Raw genomic sequence first — 24,231 nt, forward strand, 5'->3', positions numbered from 1 at the left:
CATGCCGGCCGGTATTCGCTCGCCGGAAACATTCTGTAACATCCTTCAAGGTCGGCCGGGCCAGGCTGTGCAGCAGATCAGGTGCGCCGCCGACCCAAAACGGTTAGACTGCGCTTTCTCTGCCGCTTTTACAGATGTCGCTTCCAGGAAACCGTACGACCTTGCGTGACCATTCCCATACCTACGACGAGGACAGCGATGTGTGCGCGCATTGCGGGCAGCCGCTCTCGTCGCGCCCGGCGCCGACCTATGGCCGGCAGGGACCGAACCGTCTGGGCCTGGCGGGCACGATCGGCCTGCACCTGCTCTTGATCGCCCTCTACCTGTTCAAGCCCGAGAGCGAAGACAAGAAAGCGCGCCCGGCGGCCGAGCGCGAGAGCGAGGTGGTGTACGTGGCCCCGCTGCAACAGCCGAAGCCGGCGCCGCGCCAGCAGGCGCCCAAGCCGGTCCCCAAGCCTTCGCCCAACAAGAACGCGCCGCGCCCGAAGCCCGAGCGGATCGAGGTGCAGCGCCTGCCGGATACGATCACCCTGCCGGACGAAAAGCCGGAAGAAGTCGCCAAGCCCACGCCCCAGCCCAGGACCGAGGCGCCGCCGGAGATGGACATGGCCGCCGCGATCGAAGCGCGCCGCAAGCAGCGCGGCGCCACGAGCGGCAGCGACACCCCGAGCGAGGAAAGCGAGGCCGCGCGCGGCCAGGCCCGGGCACTGGCCAACATCGCCGCCATCAACGGCCGCGGGCGCGACGACCGCAACGAGACCGGGGGCATCTTCTCGGTGTCGAACAAGACCTTCCACAGCATGGACTTGCGCTTCCGCGGCTGGAATCCGAACTTCAAGCGGCGCTGGCTGACCCAGGTAACGGTGGAGCAGGGCAGCGAGCCGGATGTCGAGACGGCGGTGGTCAAGAAGATGATCGAGCTGATCCGTCGTGAAAAGACCGGGGACTTCGAGTGGGATTCACATCGCCTGGGGCGCGTGGTGAAGCTGAGTGCAAGGCCGCAGGATACGGAGGAGCTGATGCAGTTCCTGTACAAGGAGATGTTCCCGGAGTACAAGCCGCCGCGGGGGTAAGCAGTTTACTGGCTGATCAGGCAAACGTGGGTCCCCGCCTTCGCGGGGATGACGGAGCGTAGGGTGGTGGCAGGATTGGCAGTACCACTGCCCTTAGAACCGTCACCCCCGCGAAGGCGGGGGCCCAAGTTTCCAAGCAGACCACCAGCTTCAATTCCCGCCCAAGGTCTTCAAGCCCGCAATCCCCACGAAAATCAGCCCCATGCACACCAGCCGCGCCAGCGACAGGCTCTCGGCAAAGAATACGCACCCCGCCAGCGTCACCCCCACCGCCCCGATCCCCGTCCACACCGCATACGCCATTCCCAGCGGCAGCGCGCGCAGGGCACCGGCCAGCAGATAAATGCTGCCCAGCGCCGCCAGCACCGCCAGCAAACTCGGCGCCGGCCGTGTCCAGCCCTCCGAGGCCTTGAGCGCAAAGGCCATCCCCACCTCGACCAGCCCCGCCGCCAGCAGCAGGATCCAGGCCGCCAGGCTAGACATGGGCTGCCTCCCGCGCCCTGAGCATTCCGCGCTGCACGCCGGGCCGCTCGCCCACCCGCCGCAGCCAGTCCGCGACGGCGGGATAGGCGCCCATGTCGATGCCCAGCTCCTCGTGCGTGGCCAGCCAGGGGTAAAAGGCCAGATCCGCGATCGTGAGCCCGTCGCCGGCGATATGGCGCGACTCCGCCAGCCGGCGCTCGAGCACGCCATAGATCCGGTGCGTCTCGCGCGTATAGCGTTCCAGCGCCATGGGGTTCGGCGCGGGGGCCGCATGCCGGAACCACCATAGCTGGCCCAGCATCGGTCCGGCGCTGGCCGCCTGCAGGAACAGCCACTGCAGCACCAGGTCGCGCGCCAAGCCCTGCCTCGGCAGCGCCTTGCCCGCCGCATCGGCCAGGTGGACCAGGATGGCGCAGGACTCGAACAGGCTTTGCCCGCTCCGCTCGTCGAGCAGCACGGGAATCTTGTGATTCGGGCTGAGCCGCACGAAGGCGGGCGCGTGCTGCTCTCCCGCGTCCAGGTCCACGAAACGGAGCTGGTAATCCAGTCCCAGCTCCTCGAGTGCGATGGTGATCTTCCTGCCGTTCGGCGTGTCGGCGACGTAGACGGTGTACATGTCCGCTCCTTCAGGGTTAGCAATGCCTGCCAGCGTAGCTTGTGCAAGAATGGCGAACAATTCGACGTTTTCGCATATCGCTTCGCCATATTTGCACAGCCATGAACTGGGACGACTGCCGCTATTTCCTCACCGTCGCCGAGGCCGGATCGCTGTCGGCCGCCGCGCGCCGCCTCGGCCAGAGCCATTCGACCATCCTCCGGCGCCTGGACAAGCTCGAGGAAGCGCTGGCCACCCGCCTGTTCGAGCGTTTCCAGAGCGGTTATGTGCTCACCGCGAGCGGCGAAGAACTGCTGGCGCTGCTGGCGCCGGTGGGCGAAGGCATGGACGAGGCCGAGCGCAGGATGAGCGGGCGCGACAGCGAGCTGCAAGGCACGATCCGCGTCACCACCACCGACACCCTGCTGCACGGCCTGCTGCTGCCGGCGCTGGCTGCCTTCCGCCAGGCCCATCCCGGCATCCGGCTGCAGCTCACGGTCGACAACAGCTTCCTCAACCTGACCCGGCGCGACGCGGACGTCGCCGTACGGCCCACCAATGCGCCGCCGGAGAATCTCATTGGCCGCAAGCTCGGCAGCCTGAAGACGGCGCCCTACGCGTCCAAGCTCTATCTGCAGCGCACCCGCGAAGAGGGCAGGCAGGACCACGACTGGGCCGCGCACGACTGGGTGGCGCCGGACGACGCCCTGGCCCGCCTGCGCCAGGCGCGCTGGCTGCGCGAGCACGTGCCTGAGGAGAAGCATGTGGTGAGCGTGGACTCGCTGCTGGGCATGACGCAGGCCGTGGAGGCGGGCATGGGTGTAGGGATGCTGCTGGACCTGCTCGCGGCCGGGCGGCCGGAACTGGTGCAACTGGTCCCACCCGATCCGGCGCTCGATACCGAGGTCTGGATCCTCACCCATCCCGACCTGCGGCGGCTCAAGCGAATCCGCAGCCTCACCGAATTTCTCCATGCGCAGCTGTCCAGGCATCCGGCCTTTGCCTAGCACGGGCTTTCCGCATCGGCCGTCGGGAAGGCAAGATGCGCCGCCACGCCGGGTGACAAAATTGTGGTCGTTCGAGAGACTCTTTGCGCAAGGCCAGCGTATCATTTCATCAAGCGGCACATCCAGGGGCCGAATTCAAGCAGGGTGCCTATGCCTAAGTCGCACTATCCGGGCTCCGGTGAGCCGATCGTCTTTTTCGATTTCGAAACCACGGGCTTGTGCCCGAAGAAGGACAGGATCATCGAAGTCGCGGCAGTCAAATACATTCCCGGCGCGGAGTCGCATCCGCACATGCAGCGCCTCATCGCCATCGACAAGCCGCTCCCTGGTTTCATCACCGCGCTGACCGGGATCACGGATGACATGCTGCAGGCCTCCGGTGCGCCCATGGATACAGTCCTGGATGAGTTCATCGATTTCGTCGGGGATCATCCCGTGGTGGCATTCAACATCAATTTCGATGCGCGCTTCCTGAACGCCGCGATAGAGCGCCACGGTCGCCGGCCGATCACCAACGTCGGGCATTGTGCGCTTGCACGGGCGCGCGCCGCTTGGCCAGACCTGGCCAGCCATAAGCTCGTCAACGTCGCCAGGCACCTGGATCTGCCGCTGGGGGCTGCGCACAGGGCGCTGGATGACACGCTGCTCGCACTCGAAGTGTATTTCCGCTCGCTCCAGGTTGACCGCGGAGGTGATCCGCAGCCGCCCCCCAATAAGGCGATGGCGAGTGGCGAACCATCGGTCATCCCCGTCATCACCGGGCCGCGGCAGTTCAGGATCGAAGCCCTGGGTACCCGGCGTTATCAGGAAGTGTTCGAGCGCGTATGCGGACCGCGCACCGTCAAGGGGGCGGCGCTCGACATCCAGGTGCAACTGCGCGTCGAGAGCGGCTCGAACGCTGTGCGCGTGCTGCTGCAAGAGGAGGTGGTCGGCAACCTGGCGCCCCGCGTGGCGCTCGACTTCCGGCGCGCCCTGGCCGCCGGCGGCCTGGCGGAGTTCAAGCACTTCGAGTGTTCAGCCAAGATTCGTGGCGGAAGAATTGTCGACTCCTCGGATGGCGGCGATTATGTGATGTGGCTCGATATTCCTCAAGACGATGACTGACGCGGAGCTGTCGTGGACTGAAGGACGGCCGATTGTGCCGCATCATGCGGTATGTCGCGTCGTGTCGGAAGAGGCGCCAAACGGCCGGCATGCGGGGCTTAAACTGGTGCTTTAATAACAGAGCATGCAGGGTCTCAGGACGAAAGATGGACGACAAGCAAAGAAGCGAATTAGTACGGATGGGCTGGGAAATCCATGGCGCCGTCGAGGAAAGTTATCACGCCCACCCCGCTGGAAAGGGCGACGGGGCTGCCTGGCTGGACAAGCAGCGCCTGCTGCTCGCCGACATGGCGATCCACCTGCTGCAGACCGCGGTCGCGCCCGGAGACATCGCGCTGGAGAAGCTCAGGAACAACCTGAACGCGATCCTCGTGGTCGCGGACCGTTTCCTGCCGGATGCCGCGTTGAGGAACGCGGCCGAAAAGCTCTACCCGGCATCGGATCGGGGCGACGCCGGCCCCGGGTGATCCAGGCTATTTCAGTACGGCCCGGAAGCTGATTTCGATGAGCTGCACGGGCAGTGCGAGCCGGGAAACTCCGATGAGGTTGCTCGCGCATAGCGGGCGCGCCCTTCCATACATGTCACTCCTGACCTTGCTGGCAACGGCAAAGGCCGCATCGACATCCAGCACGAACAAGGTCTCTTCAACGACGTCATCCAGGGTGGCGCCGAATTCAGCAAGCATGGAAATGGCGTTCTTGTAGGTCTGCCGCATCTGCGCTTCCATTGCAGAAAAATCAGCCGGTTTGCCTTGGGTATCGAGCGTGGCGGGAGCGACGAAATTGCCCTCCTTGTCGTGGCTGAGCTGGCCGGACACGTAGATCACATCCTTGACCTGGACGGCCTGGTAATAAGCGTAAGCGTCTTCCCACGGCACGCCGTGGACGGCGGTCTTTCTTTCGAGCTGGGCGGTCGTATTCATGCGGGTTCCTCATCATGCAAAGTCGCATTCTGCATGCGCCCATCCCGACACGCTTGTACTTTTCTGCTTAGCGCGCCAGATCGACCGCCCCGAGCTTGTCGGGATTGCGCATCGCGTAGATGGCCACGATCCGCTCGCCGTCGGTCACGAAAGCCTGGGCCGACTCCAGCTGCCCGCCGACATAGCGCAGCAGGCCGGGCTCGCCGTTGACGAGCGCCATGCGGTATGCCAGGCGCGCCGCATTGCGCAGGTAGACAGCCAGGTAGAGGTTGGCGATGCGTTCCGCGCCGCGCACGATCTTCATGAAGGACGGCACCTTGCCGCCGCCGTCGGCTACGATGGCGACGTCGTCCGCCAGCATGCCCTTGAGCGCGGCCTGGTCGCCCCGGCCGGCAGCCTGCACGAAGCGTTCGAGCAGGCTGCGGTGCGCGTCGCGCGTCACCCGGAAGCGCGGCCTTTCCCGGCGCACCCGTTCGGTGGCGCGGTGCACCAGCTGGCGGCAGGCGGCCTCGCTCTTGCCCAGGGTCGCCGCCAGTTCGCCGTAGTCCTGGTCGAAAGCCTGGCGCAGCAGGAAGGCGGCGCGCTCCTCGGGCGCCAGGCGTTCCAGCACCCACATCAGCGCCACCGACAATTCGCTGGCCAGCTCGGCGGCGTCCTCGGGCGTGCGCTCGTCGACGCCGACCAGCGGTTCCGGCAGCCATTCGCCGATGTAGTGGCTGCGCTGGACCTTGGCCGCGCGCAGGCGGTCGATGGACAGGCGGGTCACCACCGAGACCAGCCAGGCTTCGCTTGACTGCACGGGGCCGCGCGCCGGATCGCTCCAGCGCAGCCAGGCATCCTGCACCACGTCCTCGGCGTCGGCGCGGATGCCGAGCATGCGGTAGGCGACCGAGAACAGGCGCGGGCGCAGGGCCGTGAATTGCCGGGTGTCGTCGTGCTGATCCATCGCGATGTCAGTCGGGGAAAGCGGCCCGGGCGACAGGCTGGCGGAAGCCGATCGCCATGCGGTTCCAGGCATTCATCAGGGCCGTTGCAAAGCCCAGGTCGGAGATCTCCTGCTCGGTGAAATGCTCGGTCAAGGGCAAGAATACGCTATCCGGCACCTCGCCGTGCTCGAGGCGGGTGGCCGCTTCGGCCCAGGCCAGGGCGGCGCGCTCGCGGGCGGTATAGAACGCCGTTTCGCGCCAGGTCACGAGGCTGTTGATGCGCTGGAAATCCTCGCCGCCCTTCGCCAGGTCGCGCGCATGCTTGTCGACGCAGAAGGCGCAGCCGTTGATTTGCGAGACGCGCAGGAAGACCAGGCGCACCAGCTGCTTGCCGAGCGGCGAGGCTTCGACGGCGGTTTCGGCGGCGGCCAGGGCGCGGTAGGCGGCGGGGGAGAGGGAGTAGTAGGGGAGGCGGAGCGAAGTCATGGGGTGTCCTTGGTCAAAGTGCTTGCGACACTCCTTAGACGTTTCAGCTACCACCCTTGTGACAGCTGGCCCAAAAAACGTCATCCCCGCGAAGGCGGGGACCCAAGTTCTGCGAGCATCATGGATACGAATGCAAACTTGGATCCCCGCCTACGCGGGGACGACGGGTTTAATGCAGTGGTGTTACAGGCGGATCTGGTGGCGATTCAAGCCTGTGCCTTGAGCTTGCGCGCGATCTCCAGCGCAAAATACGTCAGCACGCCATCGGCCCCGGCGCGCTTGAAGGCCATCATCGATTCCATCATGACCTTGTCATGGTCCAGCCAGCCGTTCTGGGCCGCCGCCTTGATCATCGCGTATTCGCCGCTGACCTGGTAGGCGAAGGTCGGCACCTTGAATTCATCCTTCACGCGGCGCACCACGTCCAGGTAGGGCATGCCCGGCTTGACCATCACCATGTCGGCGCCTTCGGCGATGTCGAGCGCCACTTCGCGCAGGGCTTCGTCGCTGTTGGCCGGGTCCATCTGGTAGGTATTCTTGTCGGCCTTGCCCAGGTTGGCCGCGGAACCCACCGCGTCACGGAAGGGACCGTAGAAGCTCGAGGCGTACTTGGCCGAATAGGCCATGATGCGGGTATGGATGTGGCCGTTCTCTTCCAGCGCGCCGCGGATCGCGCCGATCCTGCCGTCCATCATGTCCGACGGCGCCACCATGTCCACGCCGGCTTCGGCCTGGGCCAGCGACTGGCGAATCAGCATCTCGATGGTCTTTTCGTTGACGATGTAGCCGTTCTCGTCCGGCAGGCCGTCCTGGCCATGGGTCGTGTACGGGTCCAGCGCCACGTCGGTCATGATCCCCAGTTCCGGGAAATTGCGCTTGAGCTCGCGCACCGCGCGCGGCACCAGGCCTTCCGGATTGGTCGCCTCGACGCCGTCATAGGTCTTGAGCGAGGCGTCGACCACCGGGAACAGCGCCATCACCGGGATCCCCAGCGCCACGCATTCCTCCGCCACCTTCAGCAGCAGGTCCACCGACACCCGTTCCACGCCCGGCATCGAGGCCACCTGCTGGCGCTGGTTCTGGCCGTCGAGGATGAAGACCGGGTAGATCAGGTCCGACGCGGTGACGACGTTTTCGCGCATCAGGGCGCGCGAGAACGGGTCGCGGCGCATGCGGCGCATGCGGGCGGCGGGATAGGAGGCGGGGGTGATGATGGGCATGGCGTGTTCCTCGATTTATGCTTCCGGCTGCTCGTCCGCCGGCGGCGCGTCCTGGCCTTCGTCGTCGTGGTCCAGGCCCAGCAGCTCGATGATCTTGTCGTTCGCCTCGTCGATCCCGACGCGCTTCAGGGCCGAGAACAGCTGCACCGTGAACGGGAAGCCGTTGCCGTCCTCGTCGACATAGCTGTCCAGGATCTGGCGCGCCTGGCGCAGGGCGTTGGTCGATTCGTTGCGGTTGAGCTTGTCGACCTTGGTCAGGATGCAGTGGATCGGCTTGCCGGTCGGGGCGAACCATTCGAGCATCTGGATGTCAAGGTCGGTGAACGGACGGCGCGAGTCCATGATCAGGACCAGGGCGGCCAGCTGCTCGCGGCGCTGGACGTAGTCGCCCAGCAGCTTTTGCCAGTGCAGCTTGGCGTTGCCCGAGACTTCGGCATAGCCGTAGCCCGGCAGGTCGACCAGCAGGGCCTGGATCTCGTCGACCCGCACGGCATCCTTGCGGTGCTGGCCCACGTGGGCGCCGCCGATCGAGAAGAAATTGATGTGCTGGGTGCGGCCCGGCGTCTTGGACGCGAAAGCCAGCCCCTTCTGGTTGGTCAGAATATTGATCGCCGTGGATTTGCCCGCGTTCGAGCGCCCGGCGAAGGCGATCTCTGGAACCTGGGTGTCAGGGAGATCGCGCAGCTGATTAACGGTCGTGAAAAACCGGGCCTGCCATAATTTGGACATGGAAAGAGGTGTAAGTGACAACAGAATGGCGATATGGAAACAAAGCTATTGTACAATAAGGGGTTGTTTGCTGTCCGCCGGGTGACTACGCCTTGGACGGCAAGTAGGGCCTGCTGCATGACATTCCGATTTTGTTTTCGACTTTTTCAGGGTGCTTGAATGAATCGTTTGACGTTTGCGTTGGTGAAATCTTTGTTTGCCCTGGCTGTCTGCGGTAGTGCTGCTGTCGCGGCCGAAGCACCGAAGGCCGCCGCTGCCAAGCCGGACCCGGCCAAGGGCGGCACCCTGTACGACGGCGGCGACGCCGCGCGCGGCCTGCCGGCCTGCATGTCCTGCCACGGGGCCGCGGGCAACTCCACGATCGTGGCCAACCCCAAGCTGGCCGGCCAGATCGAAGCCTACACCTATAAGCAACTGGTCGACTTCACGACCCCGAACCGCCAGCAGCCGGTCATGACGACCTACGCCAAGATGCTGACGGACGACGAGAAGAAGCATATCGCCGCCTACCTGGGCGCCCAGAAGCAGAAAGCCGGCGCGGCCAAGAACAAGGACACCGTGGAGCTGGGCCGCAAGATCTACCGCGGCGGCATCGCCGAAAAAGGCGTGGCGGCGTGCGCCTCCTGCCACGGCGCCAACGGCGGCGGCATCCCGGCGCAATACCCGCGCCTGTCCGGCCAGCACCAGGACTACACCTATGCCCAGCTGGAGGCCTTCAAGGGCGGCGGCCGCAAGAACAGCATCCAGATGACCACGCTGGCGCAGCGCATGTCGGCGGAAGAAATGAAGGCCGTGGCGGATTACATCGCCGGCCTGAAATAAGCGGCATACCTCAAGAGCGCCTAACAAAATTCTCAGGGCGAGGGATGCGGCCGCCCGACGCAGCGTCGAAGACAGTACTCTAGTACGGCAAGACGATGCAACGCAGCCATGAGAGTTTTGTCGGGCGCTCTAGAGAAAGGGCGGCAGCGTCGAGCTGGCTGCCCTTTTTGCTGTATGCTCAGGCGTTTGCGTGTGCCTTACTGGGTTGTAGAAGATGAGTACCACCGGAATTGAACTGAAGACCCGCCGCCGCGGCCTGGCCGAGGCGGTCGAGCTGGTGTCCTCGATGCGTTTCGCCATCAGCCTGCTCACGGTCATCGCCATCGCCTCGGCGATCGGCACCGTGCTCAAGCAGAACGAACCGATGCCCAACTACGTCAACCAGTTCGGGCCGTTCTGGTTCGAAGTGTTCGGCAAGCTGGGCCTGTACAGCGTGTACGCGAGCTGGTGGTTCCTGCTGATCCTGGTGACCCTGATCGTTTCCACCGGCCTGTGCGTGGTGCGCAATACGCCGAAGATGCTGCGCGACATGCGCAGCTGGCGCGAACAGGTGCGCGAGGAGTCGCTGCGCAATTTCCACCATAAAGTCGAATGGGAAGCGCCGCTGCCGCGCGCCGAGCTGGCCGCCCAGACCGCGACGCGCCTGGGCCACGCCGGCTATGCCACCAAGATCGTCGAGAAGGACGGCGGCATCCTGGTGGCGGCCAAGAAGGGCGCCGGCAACAAGTTCGGCTACATCTTCGCCCACAGCGCCATCATCGTGATCCTGCTGGGCGGCATGCTCGATTCCGAACTGCCGGTCCGCTTCCAGCAATGGTTCCTCGGTAAAACACCGTTCACGGGCGGCGGCGTGATCGCCCAGATTCCGGACCAGCACCGCCTGAGCGCGGCCAACCCCAGCTTCCGCGGCAACACCGCGATCGCCGAAGGCCAGACCAGCCATACCGCCATCCTGACCCAGCCGAACGGCGTGCTGGTGCAGGACCTGCCGTTCTCCATCGAGCTGAAGAAATTCATCATCGAGTTCTACTCGACCGGCATGCCCAAGCTGTTCGCCAGCGAAGTCGTGGTGCGCGACCTCGAGAACGGCAACACCTTCCCGGCCAGCATCAAGGTCAACCAGCCGCTCATCTACAAGGGCATCGCCGTCTACCAGTCGAGCTTCGACGACGGCGGCAGCAAGCTCAAGCTGACCGGCCACCCGATGGCGGGCAGCAGCGCCGACACTTTTGCCTTCGCAGGCGAGGTCGGCGCTTCCACCGAACTGAAGGCGGGCGGCGAGACCTATGCCGTCGAGTGGTCGGGCTTCCGCCCCTTCAATGTCGAGAACGTGAACGCCGCCAACGACGTGCGCGCCGTCAAGCAGGCTGGCTCGCTCGAGGAGCAGTTTGCCGCCACCCTCGGCAAGGCGTCCGGCTCGGCCGCCAAGAACGCCAACAACAAGGACCTCAAGAACGTCGGCCCGAGCGTGCAGTACAAGTTGCGCGACAAGACCGGCCAGGCGCGCGAGTTCCTGAACTACATGCAGCCGGTGACCCTGGAAGGCTCGCAGGTCTACCTGGCCGGCGTGCGTTCCAGCCCGGCGGACCAGTTCAGCTTCCTGCGCATCCCGGCCGACGAGCAATATGGCGTAGGGCAGTGGATGCGCCTGCGGGCCGCCCTGAACGACCCGGCCGCCCGCCTTGAGGCCGCGCGCCGCTACGCCCAGCGCGCGCTGGCGCCGGAACAGCGCGGCACGGCCCTGGCAACCCAGTTGCAGGAATCCAGCGCCCGCACCCTGGAGATCTTCTCGGGCCAGGACGGCGGACGCGGCGGCTTCGTGGCCGTGGCCCAGTTCCTGGAAAAGATTCCCCAGGCCGAGCAGGAAAAAGCGGCGAATATCTTCATGAAAATGCTCAACGGCACCCTGTGGGAGCTGTGGCAGGTGGCCCGCGCCCAGGCCGGCCTGGCGGCGGCCGAGCCGACCGAAGCGAATGGCCGCTTCCTGCAGTTGGCCACCAATGCGCTGTCCGACAGCTTCCTGTACGGCTCCCCGGTCTACCTGCAGCTGGACGAATTCACCGAGATCAAGGCCTCGGTGCTGCAGCTGACCCGCTCGCCGGGCAAGAAGGTGGTCTACCTGGGCTGCCTGCTGCTGGTAGCCGGCGTGTTCGCAATGTTTTATATTCGTGAACGACGCATGTGGGTCTGGGTGACCGGCCGCGAAGGCGGCGCCCATGCCATGATGGCGATGAGCACCCAGCGCAAGACGCTCGACTTCGAGCGCGAATTTGACGAACTGAAAGCCAAGCTGCCGCAAGCCTGATGGCTTGAACGGCAGCGGCCTGGAGAACACCATGGAATTGTCCCAAGCAAGCCCGTCCATCTACAAGGAAGAGCCCGGCTACTTCCGCCGCCTGAACGCCGTCGACTGGCTGTATGCGCTGGCCCTGTGCGCGGCGGCCCTGTTCGCGCTGAACCGCTACGCGGACTACATGGACATCTACGAAAAGGTCATCCTGCTGTGCACCGCGCCCGTGTTCGCGGCGCTGGGCTGGCACTGGAAGCCGATGCGCTGGCTGCTGCCGCTGGTGGGCCTGCTGTCGCTGTGGGCGATCGCCATGTACGACGGCAGCCTGGCCGCCGCCAACCAGAAATTCTTCCTGAAGTACATGCTGTCGAGCCAGTCCGCCATCTTGTGGATGAGCGCGCTGTTCGTGTTCTCGACCGTGTTCTACTGGATCGGCTTGCTGAGCAAGCAGGGCTTCAGCGGCGCCGGCGCCAAGCTGTGCTGGGCCGCGGTGGTGCTGGGCGCGGTCGGCATGATGGTGCGCTGGTACGAGTCCTACCTGATCGGGCCGGACGTGGGCCACATCCCGGTGTCGAACCTGTACGAGGTCTTCATCCTGTTCGCCCTGATCACCGCGCTGTTCTACCTGTACTACGAACAGCGCTATGCCACCCGCCAGCTGGGCGCCTTCGTGATGCTGATCATCTCGGCCGCGGTCGCCTTCCTGCTGTGGTACACGGTGTCGCGCGACGCCGCCGACATCCAGCCCCTGGTGCCGGCGCTGCAAAGCTGGTGGATGAAGATCCACGTGCCCGCCAACTTCATCGGCTACGGCACCTTCGCCCTGGCCGCGATGGTCGGCACCGCCTACCTGCTGAAATCCCACGGCATCCTGGCCGACCGCCTGCCGGCGCTGGAAGTGCTGGACGACGTGATGTACAAGTCGATCTCGGTCGGCTTCGCCTTCTTTACGGTCGCCACCATCCTGGGCGCGCTGTGGGCGGCCGAGGCCTGGGGCGGCTACTGGTCCTGGGACCCGAAGGAAACCTGGGCCCTGATCGTCTGGCTCAACTACGCGGCCTGGCTGCACATGCGCCTGATGTCCGGCCTGCGTGGCCGCATGGCGGCCTGGTGGGCGCTGGTGGGCCTCCTGGTGACCACCTTCGCCTTCCTGGGCGTGAACATGTTCCTGTCGGGGCTGCACTCCTACGGCGCGCTCTAGGCACTCCGCCATGGAGCACGCGTCCATGGCCTCGGCCTACGACGCCCTGGCCGAGCGCTGGACGGATGCGGCCTTCGACCGCGGCAACGGCCTGCGCCTCGAAGGGATCGACATCTCCGAACGCATGCTGGCGCTGGCGCGCGCGGCGGATCCCGATGTCCTGCTGCACCATGGCGACGTGTGCGCCTGGCAGCCGCCCCGCGCCTACCGCTTCATCTCGGCCTGGGACAGCATCTGGCATGTCCGGCTCGCGCAGCAGCGGCCGCTGATGCTCAAGCTCATGCGCGCCTTGGCGCCCGGCGGCATGGTCCGGCACCTGGAGTTCGACCAGCATCTGGAAAAACACCTGTGCCTCATCGTGCAGCGCGCCGCCTGAAGGGGCGGCTACTCCTCGGAACGGCCCGCCGCTTCGCGGTTGCGTTCGTAATGCCGCGCGAGCGGGAAGGGCGGCAGCCAGGATTCGCGCCGGACGGTCCAGTTCTCGTAGGTGGGCATCAGCTGGTCCGGGGCGTCGAGTGCGCCCAGGTGCACTTCGATCTCGTCGCCGCTGCGCGCGAACACCGATGAGCCGCAATGCGGGCAGAAGTGCCGGCCTGCGTAGTCGCGCGTCTCGCCCGTGATCGTCACCGTGTCTTGCGGAAAGACCGCGGCGGCGTAGAACAGGGCCCCATGGTGCTTGCGGCAGTCCAGGCAGTGGCAGATGCCGACGCGGTAGGGCCGCCCAACCGCCACGATGCGTAGTTTGCCGCACAGGCAGCCGCCGGTGAACCGCTCCATGTGAAGTCTCCTGTATCTGGCGCCGCGGTGATATGCTTCATCCATGACTACTGATTCCGACATTGAACTGTCCGGCCCTTTCCAGGCCAAGGACGGCACCGGCCGACTGCTCGACGTCAAGGCGATCCGCATCTTCGACGAGGGCTACGGGATAATCGACGTGTACGTCGAGTTCAAGAACAAGCTCGACACCGGCGCGTACAAGGATAGCGTACTCGTGCGTCAGATCATCGATCGCCTGCGTGCGGTCGGGTACAAGGGGCCGGACTTCGGTCACAGCGACCCGGGCCTGCAGGAGAGCCGGCTGATCGTGCTCGAGGCGCCCGAGGAATTCGCCCCCTTCGCCAAGAGCCGGGGCTGGAAGAACCTGGCGGAAGACTTCGACGAATAAGATGGCGCCGTGTCATTTCGTTTCAATATAGCTTTTCACGGAACGAGACTGTTTCGTGATGCCCGCGCCTGCCCAGCTTGTCCTTGCCGGCCACTGACCTAGACTGAACTATCCGCAAGCCGCATCGGCGGCATTGCGGCATCCGACGCCCGCCAGAGGCTGATTCGGCGCGACGCCTGTCTCAAAGGTATGCACTTTGTGAAGGAACGATCATGCGTCCCTACTCCCTTCTGATCCCCGCATCCCTCTTGGTGCTTGCCGCCAGCGTGGGTGCGCAGACCCCGGCCCAGACCTATCCCCGGCCCGACACTGCGCCGATCTCGACCGTGACCGTGACGGCCCCGGCCAAGGCGGTGCGGCTCAAATCCGACGAAGTCAAGCAGATTGCGGGATCCTATGCCATGCGAAACGGCTGGCAATTGGACGTGCGTGGCTACCCGGAATACATCGACGCGACCATCGACAATGAAAAGCCGATACGGCTGCGTGCAGTCTCGAAGAACAAGTTCGTGTCCGGTGACGGCAACGTGACCATGGAATTCAACCAGGGCACGGGTGACGACATGAAGCTGAGTTATGTCCCCGACCCCAGCCAGCCGTCGATGATCTCCATCCCCGCGCAGAAGACCAAGCGCTGAGCGCGGCAGCCGGAACGCCAGCCCGAGGGTTGGCGTTTTTATGGGAAGACGCATGGGCCGGCTCAGTAAGTGGGCGTGCTAACGTTCACTTAAGACAATCCGTGTAAGCTGACGCTTCCACTGCTCGCGGAGCCGACCATGCTTATCAAACGCAATCCGAACGGGATCGACCTCCCGTTTCCGTCCGAGATCACGCCCCGCGAGGTCTACGAAGAACGACGCCGCTTCATCGCCCGCATCGCGGCCACGGCCGCCGTCGGCACTAGCCTGTGGGAAATGGCCAACCGCGAGGCCCTGGCCCAGAACGCGGCCCAGCGCCTGGCTGCCAGCGCCAACCCGGCGCTGTCGACCAAGGAGCCCCAGACGGCCTTCAAGGACGCCACCCGCTACAACAACTTCTACGAGTTCGGCACCGACAAGTCCGATCCGGCCGAGAATGCGCACAGCCTGCGCACCCGGCCCTGGACCGTGACCATCGACGGCGAGGTCAAGAAGCCGCTGACGCTCGACATCGACCGCCTGCTGAAGCTGGCGCCGCTGGAAGAACGCATCTACCGCCTGCGCTGCGTGGAAGGCTGGTCGATGGTGATTCCCTGGGTCGGCTATTCGCTGTCCAACCTGCTCAAGCAGGTGGAGCCGACCGGTAACGCACGCTATGTCGAGTTCACCACCCTGAACGACCGCAGCCAGATGCCGGGCCTGCGCAGCCCGGTGCTCGACTGGCCCTATGTCGAAGGCTTGCGCATGGACGAGGCCATGCACCCGCTCGCCTTGCTCACCCTGGGCATGTACGGCCAGGTGCTGCCGAACCAGAACGGCGCGCCGGTGCGCCTGGTGGTGCCCTGGAAGTACGGCTTCAAGTCGGCCAAGTCGATCGTGCGCATCCGCCTGACCAGCCGCCAGCCGCGCACCGCCTGGAACGATTCGGCGCCCAACGAATACGGCTTCTATTCGAACGTGAATCCGAACGTCGACCATCCGCGCTGGTCGCAAGCCAGCGAGCGCCGCATCGGCGAGGACGGTTTCTTCAAGCCCAAGCGCAAGACCCTGATGTTCAACGGCTACGACCAGGTCGCCTCGCTGTATTCGGGCATGGACCTGAAGAAGTTCTTCTGACGATGGCCTTCAATCCGTCCCCGAAGCAGCTGGGCGCCATGAAGGTGGCGCTGTTCGTCCTGGGCCTGCTGCCTTTCGCGAACATGGCCTGGCTGACGGTGCAGGGCGCGCTCACCGAGCCGCTCGAATACATCACCCACCAGACCGGCGACTGGGCGCTGTACTTCCTGTGCATCACCTTGGCGGTGACGCCGCTGCGCCGCTTCACGGGCTGGAACTGGGTGATCCGCCTGCGCCGCATGCTGGGGCTGTTCTGCTTTTTCTACGCGCTGCTGCACTTCACCACCTTCCTCTGGTTCGATCATTTCTTCGACTGGGGCGCGATGTGGAAGGACGTGCTCAAGCGCCCCTTCATCACGGTGGGCTTCATCGCCTTCCTGATGCTGGTGCCGCTGGCCGCGACCAGCACCAACGGCATGGTCAAGCGCCTGGGCGGCAAACGCTGGCGCTGGCTGCACCGGCTGATCTACCTGATCGCGCCGCTGGCGATCCTGCATTTCTGGTGGATGAAGGCGGGGAAGAACGATTTCGCCGAGCCGATCCTGTTCGGGACGATCGTGGCGGTGCTGCTGGGACTGCGCGTATGGTGGAGCCGGACGAATGTTCAACCGGCTGCAGTGAAATCGTAGGGTTGGCGGCTCCGCCGCCGACGCGGTGGCCGGCGGTCGTTGATATGTCGCGGTCGTGCCGGCGTCCGCTGAACGCGTCGGCGGCCGAGCCGCCAACCCTACCAATGAAAAGGCCCGCCTTCGCGGGCCGGGTTTATTTCAGCATCGACTCCAGCGCGAACAAATCGGCCGGATTCTCACGCTGGCGCACCAGGTGCACCTGGTCGCCATCGACGATCACCTCGGCCGCGCGGCCGCGGGTGTTGTAGTTCGAGGCCATGGTCATGCCATAAGCGCCGGCGGTCATGATCGCCAGCAGGTCGCCCGGCTCGACCGCCAGCTCGCGTTCGCGCGCCAGCCAGTCGCCCGATTCGCAGATCGGTCCCACCAGGTCGTAGGTCAGCTTGTCGCCCGCGCGCGGCGCCACTTCCTGCACGCCCATCCAGGCCTGGTACAGGGTCGGGCGCATCAGGTCGTTCATCGCGGCATCGACGATGCAGAAGTTCTTTTCCTCGCCCGGCTTCAGGAACTCGACCTTGGTCACCAGCACGCCGGTGTCGGCCACGATCGAGCGGCCCGGCTCGAAGATCACCTTGATCGGCCGGCCGCCGTGCTGCTCAAGACGCCAGGCGTCGATGCGCTGGAACAGGCGGGCCAGGTAGTCGCCCACCGGGACCGGCGGCTTGTCGCCCTCGGCGCCGTAGTTCACGCCCAGGCCGCCGCCGATGTCCAGGTGGTGCAGCACGATGCCTTCCTTGCCCAGCGTGTCGATCAGCTCGATCAGCTTGTCCAGGGCTTCCAGCAGCGGCGCGTCGTCCAGCAGCTGCGAGCCGATGTGGCAGTCGATGCCGACCACGTCCAGGTACGGCAGGGCGGCGGCGGTGCGGTAGGTTTCCAGCGCGTCGTCGAAGGCCACGCCGAACTTGTTGGCCTTCAGGCCGGTGGCGATGTAGGGGTGGGTCTTGGCGTCCACGTTCGGGTTTACGCGCAGCGACACCGGCGCGCGCTGGCCCATGCTGCCGGCCACCTCGTTCAGGCGGTGCAGTTCGGGGATCGACTCGACGTTGAAGCACAGGATGCCCTTCTCCAGCGCCAGGCGCATTTCCTCGACCGTCTTGCCCACGCCCGAGAAGATGGTCTTGCCCGGGTCGCCGCCGGCCGCGATCACGCGCAGCAGTTCGCCGCCCGAGACGATGTCGAAGCCCGCGCCTTCGCGCGCCAGCAGGTCGATGATCGCCAGGTTCGAGTTGGCCTTCATCGCATAGCAAACCAGGGCGTCACGGCCGCGGCAGGCGTCGTGGTAGGCGCCGAAGTTGCGCAGCAGCGCGCTCTTGGAGTAGACGTAGGTCGGCGTGCCGAACTGCTCGGCGATCGCCGGCAAAGCGGCGGCTTCGGCGTGCAGGACGCCGTCTTGGTACGAGAAATGCGACATGGCGGTGGTTTACTTGGTGGGGGCGGGGACGGAGGCGTTGTTGGACGGGACGGGCTGGGCCGGCTGTTCGACAGGGGCGGGGGCCGGCTTGGCGGGCGGATTCGGCATGTACAGCGGGCCGGTCTGGCCGCAGCCGCTCAGGGCCGTGGCTAGAAGAAGAAGCGCGATGGAGGACTTCACGATTAAAATCAGGTTTTATTGGCAGATTTTGGAGTTTAGCATGACCGAAACCGAATTTTTGGCGCTGGCCAAAAGCACCCTCGACCAGATCGAACAGGCGCTCGACCGCCTGAACGACGAAGACGCGATCGATGTCGAGTGCAAGCGCAGCGGCAACGTGCTGGAAATCGAGTTCCTCGACAACGGCTCGAAGATCATCGTCAACAGCCAGGCGCCGCTGCAGGAGATGTGGGTGGCGGCGCGCTCGGGCGGGTTCCACTACAAGCGGGTGAATGGGGAGTGGCGCAATACGCGGGATGAGTCGGAGTTGTTTGCGTCGCTGTCGAAGTATGCGAGCGAGCAGGGTGGGGCGGTGGTGTCGCTGGTGTGAAAGTAGAAACGGCGCCGATGGCGCCGTTGTTGCGATTGTGGCGCTGCGAACTTGGGTCCCCGCCTTCGCGGGGATGACGTTGATTAAGGGAGGATGAACTGCCACGTTGGACTTCGGCCACGTCCCCAAGAACGTCATCCCCGCGAAGGCGGGGACCCAAGTTGACGTAAAGCTTAGAACAACTCATTCCTCACAGCATCCCTCGCCTTCTGCTCAGCCGCCGCCGGCGGCGGCCCCACATCGAGCGTCTGGACGCCGGTTCCGGGTGGGCTCTCCGCGTAGTAGTAGTCGTTCCCGTACAGCACCAGCCCAGGCGGCACTTCGCGCTCCACCATCGGCTCGTTCTTGAGCGCCTTGCCCATGTAGCTGATCCAGATCGGCAGCGCCAGGCCGCCGCCGGTTTCGCGGTTGCCCAGGTTCTTGGGCTGGTCGTAGCCGATCCAGGCGATGCCCACCAGTTTCGGGTTGTAGCCGGCGAACCAGGCGTCGATCGAGTCGTTGGTGGTGCCGGTCTTGCCGGCCAGGTCGGTGCGCTTGAGCGACAAGGCCTTGGTCGCGGTGCCGAAGCGCACCACGTCCTTGAGCATGCTGTCGACCAGGTAGGCGTTGCGCGCGTCGATCACGCGGTTGGCTTCCACGCCGGCGCGTTCCGGGCGCGCCTCGGACAGCACCTTGCCGTCGGCGTCGGTCACCTTCGAGATCAGGTAGGGACTGATGCGGTAGCCGCCGTTGGCGAACACGGCATAGGCGCCCGCCATCTGCAGCGGCGTGGTGGCGCCCGCGCCCAGGGCCAGGGTCAGGTAGGCCGGGTTGCGGTCCGGATCGAAGCCGAAGCGGGTCGCGTATTCCTGGCCGTAGCGCGCGCCGATCTTGTTCAGGATGCGGATCGAGACCATGTTCTTCGATTGCGTCAGGCCGCGCCGCATGGTCATCGGGCCTTCGTACTTGTTGTCGTAGTTCTTCGGCTCCCAGGCCTGGCCGCCGGTCTGGCCGGCGTCGAAGGAGATCGGGGCGTCGTTGACGATGGTCGCCGGCGACAGGCCGCGTTCCAGCGAAGCCGAGTAGATGAAGGGCTTGAACGAGGAACCCGGCTGGCGCCAGGCCTGGGTCACGTGGTTGAACTTGTTGCGGTTGAAGTCGAAGCCGCCCACCAGCGCGCGGATCGCGCCGTCCTCGGTGCTGGTCGCAACGAAGGCCGATTCCACTTCCGGCATCTGCGTGATCAGCCACTTCGAGTCGTCGTCCTGCATCACGCGGATCACGGCGCCGCGGCGCAGGCGGCGGTTCGGCGCTGCCTTCTCGGCCAGCCAGGTCTTGGCGAAGGCCAGGCCCCGACCGCTGATCTCGATTGTCTCGCCCGAGGCGACCGTGGCCGACACCTTGGACGGCGAGGCGCGCAGCACGATGGCGGCGACGATGTCGTCGCTGTCCGGATGCTCGGCCAGCTCGGCCTCGATCGCTTCGTCGGCCTCGGTCTTGTCGCTCGGGATCTCGATATAGCCTTCCGGGCCTCGGTAGGGATGGCGGCGCTCGTACTCCATCACGCCGCGCCGCACGGCCAGGTAGGCGGCGTCCTGGTCGGCCTTGGTGATGGTGGTGAACACGTTCAGGCCGCGGGTATAGGTGTCTTCCTTGAACTGCTCGTAGACCAGTTGGCGCGCCATCTCGGCCACGTACTCGGCATGCACGCCGAAGGCGTTGCTGTCGGACTTGATCTTGAGCGGTTCTTCCTTCGCCTCCTTGTACTGGGCGTCGGTGATGTAGCCGAGCGAATGCATGCGCTGCAGGATGTACTGCTGGCGCGTCTTCGCGCGGGTCGGGTTGACCACGGGGTTGTAGGCCGACGGCGCCTTCGGCAGGCCGGCCAGCATGGCCGCTTCGGCCACGCTGATGTCGCGCAGGTCCTTGCCGAAGTAGATCTGGGCCGCCGACTGGAAGCCGAAGGCGCGCTGGCCCAGGTAGATCTGGTTCATGTACAGCTCGAGGATCTGGTCCTTGGAGAGGTTCTTCTCGATCTTCCAGGCCAGCAGGGCTTCATAGGCCTTGCGCTTGAAGGTCTGTTCCGAGGACAGGAAGAAGTTGCGCGCCACCTGCTGGGTGATGGTCGAGGCGCCCTGGCGCGATCCGCCGGTGGCGTTCTTGAACACGGCGCGCAGGATGCCCCAGTAGTCGATGCCGCTGTGTTCGTAGAAACGGTCGTCCTCGATCGACAGCACGGCCTTCTTCATGACGTCCGGGATGTCCTTGAAATGCACCAGGGTGCGCCGCTCCTCGCCGAACTCGCCGATCAAAACATTGTCCGCAGTAAAGATACGCAGTGGCATCTTGGGGCGGTAATCGGTGATGGTGTCCAGGGCCGGCAGGTTGGGGTAGGCCATCGCGAGCGCGAACACGACCACCAGTACGCCGATCACGGCCAGGCCGGCCAGGGCGCCGATCGCCATCAGGACCAGGCGCTTGGGGCTGTATTTCGAGGGAGAAGGCTTGGATGCTGCGTGGTTCTCTTTCATGCTGACTTTCGCTTTATTGATCCGCCTCATTATAAGGCAGCGGTATCGCGTCTGATACTGGATCTACGGCAACAGAACAGTGCAATATTGCCTTGCAGTACAGAAGCGTTGCAACCCAGAACACAGTGATTGCACGGGTGACTAGACCTTTCGTAACTATGTGGCGCGCATGACGCAGTCGAGCCCCGGATTGTAATGTTCCAGTACAGAAATTTCTTGTCGCTGGTCAACCTTATTGCTACGATTCATCGCAGTGCCTCAACATATGTGCACTAAATACCGGTTTTATAAGACAATTTTTCCCGCGCGGGCGTTCAAGCGACACTGCAGGGCAGGAAGAGCAGCTGAGGGAGTGCGCTCGTGATCAATCTAGGTTCCTTGTTTGGAAAGTCGAGTCCGCCACTCGCCGGCCTCGACATCAGCACATCGGGTGTCCGCCTGGTCGAGCTGGGCGATGCCGGCAAGGGCGAGCTGCGCCTGGAACGCTACGCCGCCGAGCCGCTGCCGCGCGGCGCGGTAGTGGACGGCAACATCGAGAATATCGACCAGGTCGCCGAAGCCGTGCGCCGGGTCTGGAAGAAGAGCGGCACCCGCGCGCGCCACGTCGCGCTCGGCATGCCGCCGGCTTCCGTCATCACCAAGAAAATCGTCCTCCCGGCCGGCCTGGCGGAAGACCAGCTCGAAGTGCAGGTCGAATCCGAAGCCAGCCAGTACATTCCCTTCGCGCTCGACGAGGTCAGCCTCGACTTCGACGTGATCGGCCCGGCGCCGAACTCGCTGGAAGACATGGAAGTCATGCTGGCCGCCGCGCGCCGCGAAAAGGTCGAGGACCGGGTCGCGATCGCCGAGGCCGCGGGCCTGACGGCGACCGTGATGGACATCGAATCGTATGCCGCCCGCAGCGCGCTGGAACGCACGGCCGGCAGCCGTCCGGACCAGATCGTCGCCCTGTTCCAGATGGGCGCGCAAGCCACCCACGTGTCGGTGATGCTGGGCGGCGAGACCGTCTACGAGCGCGAGCAGCCTTTCGGCGGCAACGGCCTGACCCAGGACATCGTGCGCGCCTACGGCCTGTCCTTCGAGGAGGCCGAGACCCGCAAGAAATCCGGCGACCTGCCGGAAAACTACCGCGCCGACCTGCTCACGCCTTTCCTGGAGAACGCGGCGCTGGAAGTCACGCGCGCCATCCAGTTCTTCTACACGTCCACGCCCTACACGCGCATCGACCAGCTGTTCCTGGCAGGCGGCAGCGCGCTGGTGCCTGGACTGCTCGACATCATCGCCGGCCGCACCCGGATCCCGAGCGCGCTCGTGAATCCGTTCGAGGGCATGCTGATCGGCGCCCACGTGCGCGAACAGCAGCTGCGCCAGGAAGGCGCCGCCTACCTGGTGGCCTGCGGCCTGGCGATGCGGAGGTTCGGCTGATGATCCGTATAAATTTGTTGCCTCACCGCGAGGCCAAGCGCAAGCAGAAGCAGGCCGCGTTCTACGCCCTGCTGGCCCTGGGCGGCGCCGCCGGCATCGCCGTCGTGCTTGCCGTTGGCGGCTACAACGCGCGCCAGCTGTCGGTCCAGGACGAACGCAACCTGGTGCTCAAGAAAGCGAACGCCGAGCTCGACAAGCAGATCGCCGAGATCAAGACCCTCAAGGAAGAAATCGAAGCGCTGAAAGCGCGCCAGCAGGCGGTCCAGGACGTGCAGGGCGACCGCAACATGCCGGTCTACCTGCTCGACGAACTGGTGCGCCAGACGCCGGAAGGCATGCACCTGAAATCGCTCAAGCAGGACGGCCGCCGTGTGGTGCTGACCGGCTACGCCCAATCGCAGGAACGGGTCGCCGACCTGCTGCGCAACCTGTCCGGCAATTCGCCCTGGCTGGAGCGTCCGGAACTGACCGAGGTGAAGGCCGCCACCCTGGCGCAGAGCAAGACCGGCCGCAAGGTGGTCGAGTTCACGCTGTCGGTGTCGATCAAGCGTCCGACCGATGGCGAGGGAGAAGGCCAGGAAGAGGCGGCAGCCAATGACGCGAAGGCCGGCAAGGGCGCGCAGCAAAGCGGCAAGGGCGCGGCCGGGGTGAAATCATGAACATCGACCTGAAAGACATCGGCCCGCGCCTGGCGGAGCAGTTCCAGGGCCTGCAGGGCCGCCATCCCGGCCAGTGGCCGCTGGCGCCACGCTTGCTGTGCGCGGCCGGCGTGATGGCGCTGGTGACCGGCCTGGGCTACTTCTTCTACTGGAGCGGCCAGTTCGAGCAGCAGGAAAAAGGCGCGCGCGAAGAACAGAAGCTGCGCGACGAGTACAAGACCAAGATGGCCCAGGCGATCAACCTGGAAGCGCTCAAGCAGCAGAAGATCGAGGTCGACAAGTCGGTCGTGCTGCTGGAAAAGCAGCTGCCGAGCAAGTCGGAAATGGCGCGCCTGCTGTCGGACATCAACCAGGCCGGCGTCGGCCGCGGCCTGCAATTCGAGCTGTTCAAGCCGGGCCAGGAAGTGGTGCGCGACTACTACGCCGAGCTGCCGATCGAGATCAAGGTCAGCGGCAAGTACCACGACATCGGCGCCTTTGCCGGCGACATGGCCAACCTGCCGCGTATCGTCACCTTGAACAACATGTCGGTGACCACCGACAAGGACGGCAGCACCCTGCGCCTCGACGCCGTGGCCAAGACCTTCCGCTACCTGGACCAGGACGAGCTGAGCGCCCAGCGCAAGGCGCGCGAGGACAAGAAGGCCAAGGGCAAGAAGAAGCCCAAGGGCAAGGGCAAGAAAGCCGAAGGAGAGGGCAAATGACGCGCAACATGATGCGCCTGCGCCGCATGGCGCCGCTGCTGGCGGCCCTCGTGCTCGCCGGTTGCGGCGACGGCGGCGTGAACGAAGTCCGGACCTGGATGAAGAAGGTCCAGAAGGACACCAAGCCCTCGGTCAAACCGCTGCCGGCGGCCAAGCCCTTCTTGCCCTACGCCTACAACCCGGGCGGCGCGCCCGAGCCCTTCAGCCCGGACAAGCTGCTGACCGAAATGGCGCGCGTGGCCGAGGCCTCGGGCAGCCAGTACAAGCCGGACACCAGCCGCCCGAAAGAGCTGCTGGAGAACTATCCGCTCGACACCATGCGCATGGTCGGCACCCTGCAGAAAGCCGGCGTGCACTACGCGCTGGTGCAGATCGACAAGGCGGTGTACCAGGTCCGGGCGGGCCAGCGCATCGGCGAAAACTACGGCGTCGTCACCCGCGTGACCGACGGCGCCATCCAAATCAGGGAAGTGATGCAGGACGCCACCGGCGACTGGGTCGAGCGCGAAGCGACGATCGAACTGCATGACAGTAAGGAGACTGGGAAATGAACCCTCAAGCA

The 24,231-nt window shown here is 65.1% G+C and carries 28 protein-coding genes; 17 read left to right on the top strand and 11 right to left on the bottom strand.

Annotated features, from left to right (window positions below; translation table 11 throughout):
- The first annotated feature begins 161 nt into the window (after positions 1-161).
- A complete protein-coding gene (locus V7778_RS15275) occupies positions 162-1,073 on the top strand; it encodes a hypothetical protein (RefSeq protein WP_335556784.1) in 912 nt (303 codons plus the stop codon).
- 150 nt (positions 1,074-1,223) lie between these two features.
- Here V7778_RS15275 and V7778_RS15280 read toward each other — a convergent pair whose 3' ends face one another.
- Both V7778_RS15280 and V7778_RS15285 read right to left on the bottom strand, forming a co-directional pair.
- A complete protein-coding gene (locus V7778_RS15280; protein WP_335556786.1) occupies positions 1,224-1,556 on the bottom strand; it encodes a DMT family transporter in 333 nt (110 codons plus the stop codon).
- A complete protein-coding gene (locus V7778_RS15285; RefSeq protein WP_335556788.1) occupies positions 1,549-2,172 on the bottom strand; it encodes a glutathione S-transferase family protein in 624 nt (207 codons plus the stop codon). The genes V7778_RS15280 and V7778_RS15285 overlap by 8 nt, the downstream gene beginning before the upstream one ends.
- Positions 2,173-2,273: 101 nt before the next feature.
- Here V7778_RS15285 and V7778_RS15290 point away from each other — a divergent pair, with 101 nt between their 5' ends.
- The 3 genes from V7778_RS15290 (at position 2,274) to V7778_RS15300 (ending at position 4,729) form a co-directional block, all read left to right on the top strand.
- Positions 2,274-3,158: a LysR family transcriptional regulator gene (locus tag V7778_RS15290; protein WP_335556789.1), complete on the top strand. Its 885-nt coding sequence runs from the start codon at positions 2,274-2,276 to the stop codon at positions 3,156-3,158.
- Positions 3,159-3,308: 150 nt separating this feature from the next.
- Entirely contained in the window at positions 3,309-4,262 is a 954-nt protein-coding gene (locus V7778_RS15295; protein WP_335556791.1) for a 3'-5' exonuclease, read from the top strand.
- 146 nt (positions 4,263-4,408) lie between these two features.
- Positions 4,409-4,729: a hypothetical protein gene (locus tag V7778_RS15300; protein ID WP_335556793.1), complete on the top strand. Its 321-nt coding sequence runs from the start codon at positions 4,409-4,411 to the stop codon at positions 4,727-4,729.
- Positions 4,730-4,735: 6 nt separating this feature from the next.
- On the opposite strand, the gene V7778_RS15305 is transcribed toward V7778_RS15300, so the two are convergent.
- The 5 genes from V7778_RS15305 to yihA all read right to left on the bottom strand — a co-directional run bounded on the left by V7778_RS15305 (position 4,736) and on the right by yihA (position 8,546).
- Positions 4,736-5,185 carry a RidA family protein gene (locus tag V7778_RS15305; protein WP_335556794.1) on the bottom strand — a complete coding sequence of 150 codons (450 nt, stop codon included), beginning with the start codon at positions 5,183-5,185 and terminating at the stop codon, positions 4,736-4,738.
- A 67-nt stretch (positions 5,186-5,252) separates the two neighbouring features.
- Complete coding sequence (locus V7778_RS15310) at positions 5,253-6,131, bottom strand: RNA polymerase sigma-70 factor (RefSeq protein WP_335556796.1); 879 nt, start codon at positions 6,129-6,131, stop codon at positions 5,253-5,255.
- Between the two features lie 7 nt (positions 6,132-6,138).
- Entirely contained in the window at positions 6,139-6,597 is a 459-nt protein-coding gene (locus V7778_RS15315; RefSeq protein ID WP_335556798.1) for a carboxymuconolactone decarboxylase family protein, read from the bottom strand.
- A 206-nt stretch (positions 6,598-6,803) separates the two neighbouring features.
- Positions 6,804-7,817, bottom strand: coding sequence for a porphobilinogen synthase (hemB, locus tag V7778_RS15320; RefSeq protein WP_335556800.1), 1,014 nt, complete (start codon positions 7,815-7,817; stop codon positions 6,804-6,806).
- A gap of 15 nt (positions 7,818-7,832) precedes the next feature.
- Complete coding sequence (gene yihA / locus V7778_RS15325; protein ID WP_335556802.1) at positions 7,833-8,546, bottom strand: ribosome biogenesis GTP-binding protein YihA/YsxC; 714 nt, start codon at positions 8,544-8,546, stop codon at positions 7,833-7,835.
- A 159-nt stretch (positions 8,547-8,705) separates the two neighbouring features.
- On the opposite strand from yihA, the gene V7778_RS15330 reads away from it, so the two are divergent.
- From V7778_RS15330 to V7778_RS15345, 4 genes are all read left to right on the top strand, one after another.
- The gene (locus V7778_RS15330) at positions 8,706-9,368 is read left to right on the top strand and encodes a c-type cytochrome (RefSeq protein ID WP_335556804.1); all 663 of its coding nucleotides are present in this window, start codon (positions 8,706-8,708) and stop codon (positions 9,366-9,368) included.
- Between the two features lie 214 nt (positions 9,369-9,582).
- Complete coding sequence (locus tag V7778_RS15335; protein WP_335556806.1) at positions 9,583-11,673, top strand: cytochrome c biogenesis protein ResB; 2,091 nt, start codon at positions 9,583-9,585, stop codon at positions 11,671-11,673.
- Between the two features lie 31 nt (positions 11,674-11,704).
- The gene (gene ccsB, locus V7778_RS15340) at positions 11,705-12,859 is read left to right on the top strand and encodes a c-type cytochrome biogenesis protein CcsB (RefSeq protein WP_335556807.1); all 1,155 of its coding nucleotides are present in this window, start codon (positions 11,705-11,707) and stop codon (positions 12,857-12,859) included.
- A gap of 10 nt (positions 12,860-12,869) precedes the next feature.
- On the top strand, positions 12,870-13,235 hold the full coding sequence (locus V7778_RS15345; RefSeq protein WP_335556809.1) for a class I SAM-dependent methyltransferase: 366 nt from the start codon (positions 12,870-12,872) through the stop codon (positions 13,233-13,235).
- A gap of 8 nt (positions 13,236-13,243) precedes the next feature.
- On the opposite strand, the gene V7778_RS15350 is transcribed toward V7778_RS15345, so the two are convergent.
- Entirely contained in the window at positions 13,244-13,636 is a 393-nt protein-coding gene (locus tag V7778_RS15350; RefSeq protein ID WP_335556811.1) for a GFA family protein, read from the bottom strand.
- Positions 13,637-13,679: 43 nt separating this feature from the next.
- On the opposite strand from V7778_RS15350, the gene V7778_RS15355 reads away from it, so the two are divergent.
- The 4 genes from V7778_RS15355 to V7778_RS15370 all read left to right on the top strand — a co-directional run bounded on the left by V7778_RS15355 (position 13,680) and on the right by V7778_RS15370 (position 16,410).
- Positions 13,680-14,027: a hypothetical protein gene (locus tag V7778_RS15355; protein ID WP_335556812.1), complete on the top strand. Its 348-nt coding sequence runs from the start codon at positions 13,680-13,682 to the stop codon at positions 14,025-14,027.
- Between the two features lie 212 nt (positions 14,028-14,239).
- The gene (locus V7778_RS15360; RefSeq protein WP_335556813.1) at positions 14,240-14,665 is read left to right on the top strand and encodes a hypothetical protein; all 426 of its coding nucleotides are present in this window, start codon (positions 14,240-14,242) and stop codon (positions 14,663-14,665) included.
- 138 nt (positions 14,666-14,803) lie between these two features.
- Complete coding sequence (gene msrP / locus V7778_RS15365; RefSeq protein WP_335556815.1) at positions 14,804-15,781, top strand: protein-methionine-sulfoxide reductase catalytic subunit MsrP; 978 nt, start codon at positions 14,804-14,806, stop codon at positions 15,779-15,781.
- Positions 15,782-15,783: 2 nt separating this feature from the next.
- On the top strand, positions 15,784-16,410 hold the full coding sequence (locus V7778_RS15370) for a sulfite oxidase heme-binding subunit YedZ (RefSeq protein ID WP_335556817.1): 627 nt from the start codon (positions 15,784-15,786) through the stop codon (positions 16,408-16,410).
- Between the two features lie 133 nt (positions 16,411-16,543).
- Here V7778_RS15370 and lysA read toward each other — a convergent pair whose 3' ends face one another.
- Together lysA and lptM are read right to left on the bottom strand one after the other, a co-directional pair.
- Positions 16,544-17,821, bottom strand: coding sequence for a diaminopimelate decarboxylase (gene lysA / locus V7778_RS15375; RefSeq protein WP_335556819.1), 1,278 nt, complete (start codon positions 17,819-17,821; stop codon positions 16,544-16,546).
- 9 nt (positions 17,822-17,830) lie between these two features.
- Positions 17,831-18,001: an LPS translocon maturation chaperone LptM gene (gene lptM, locus V7778_RS15380; protein WP_335556822.1), complete on the bottom strand. Its 171-nt coding sequence runs from the start codon at positions 17,999-18,001 to the stop codon at positions 17,831-17,833.
- Between the two features lie 40 nt (positions 18,002-18,041).
- Between lptM and cyaY the strand changes: the two genes are divergently transcribed.
- The gene (gene cyaY, locus V7778_RS15385; RefSeq protein ID WP_335556824.1) at positions 18,042-18,371 is read left to right on the top strand and encodes an iron donor protein CyaY; all 330 of its coding nucleotides are present in this window, start codon (positions 18,042-18,044) and stop codon (positions 18,369-18,371) included.
- Between the two features lie 173 nt (positions 18,372-18,544).
- Here the strand turns inward: cyaY and V7778_RS15390 are convergent, their stop codons facing one another.
- Positions 18,545-20,881 carry a penicillin-binding protein 1A gene (locus tag V7778_RS15390; RefSeq protein ID WP_335556826.1) on the bottom strand — a complete coding sequence of 779 codons (2,337 nt, stop codon included), beginning with the start codon at positions 20,879-20,881 and terminating at the stop codon, positions 18,545-18,547.
- A 360-nt stretch (positions 20,882-21,241) separates the two neighbouring features.
- Between V7778_RS15390 and V7778_RS15395 the strand changes: the two genes are divergently transcribed.
- The 4 genes from V7778_RS15395 to V7778_RS15410 are packed head-to-tail and all read left to right on the top strand — an operon-like array spanning position 21,242 to position 24,220.
- Positions 21,242-22,306, top strand: a complete 1,065-nt coding sequence (locus tag V7778_RS15395; RefSeq protein WP_335556827.1) for a pilus assembly protein PilM — start codon at positions 21,242-21,244, stop codon at positions 22,304-22,306.
- Positions 22,306-22,965 carry a PilN domain-containing protein gene (locus V7778_RS15400; RefSeq protein ID WP_335556829.1) on the top strand — a complete coding sequence of 220 codons (660 nt, stop codon included), beginning with the start codon at positions 22,306-22,308 and terminating at the stop codon, positions 22,963-22,965. The genes V7778_RS15395 and V7778_RS15400 overlap by 1 nt, the downstream gene beginning before the upstream one ends.
- Entirely contained in the window at positions 22,962-23,669 is a 708-nt protein-coding gene (locus V7778_RS15405) for a type 4a pilus biogenesis protein PilO (RefSeq protein WP_335556831.1), read from the top strand. The genes V7778_RS15400 and V7778_RS15405 overlap by 4 nt, the downstream gene beginning before the upstream one ends.
- Positions 23,666-24,220 (top strand): pilus assembly protein PilP, encoded by a 555-nt coding sequence (locus V7778_RS15410; RefSeq protein WP_335556832.1) that lies wholly within the window; start codon positions 23,666-23,668, stop codon positions 24,218-24,220. Before V7778_RS15405 ends, V7778_RS15410 begins: the two co-directional genes overlap by 4 nt.
- Positions 24,221-24,231 lie beyond the last annotated feature (11 nt).

It is taken from the genome of Massilia sp. DD77 (genome assembly GCF_036961685.1).
Taxonomy (GTDB): Bacteria; Pseudomonadota; Gammaproteobacteria; order Burkholderiales; family Burkholderiaceae_D; genus Telluria.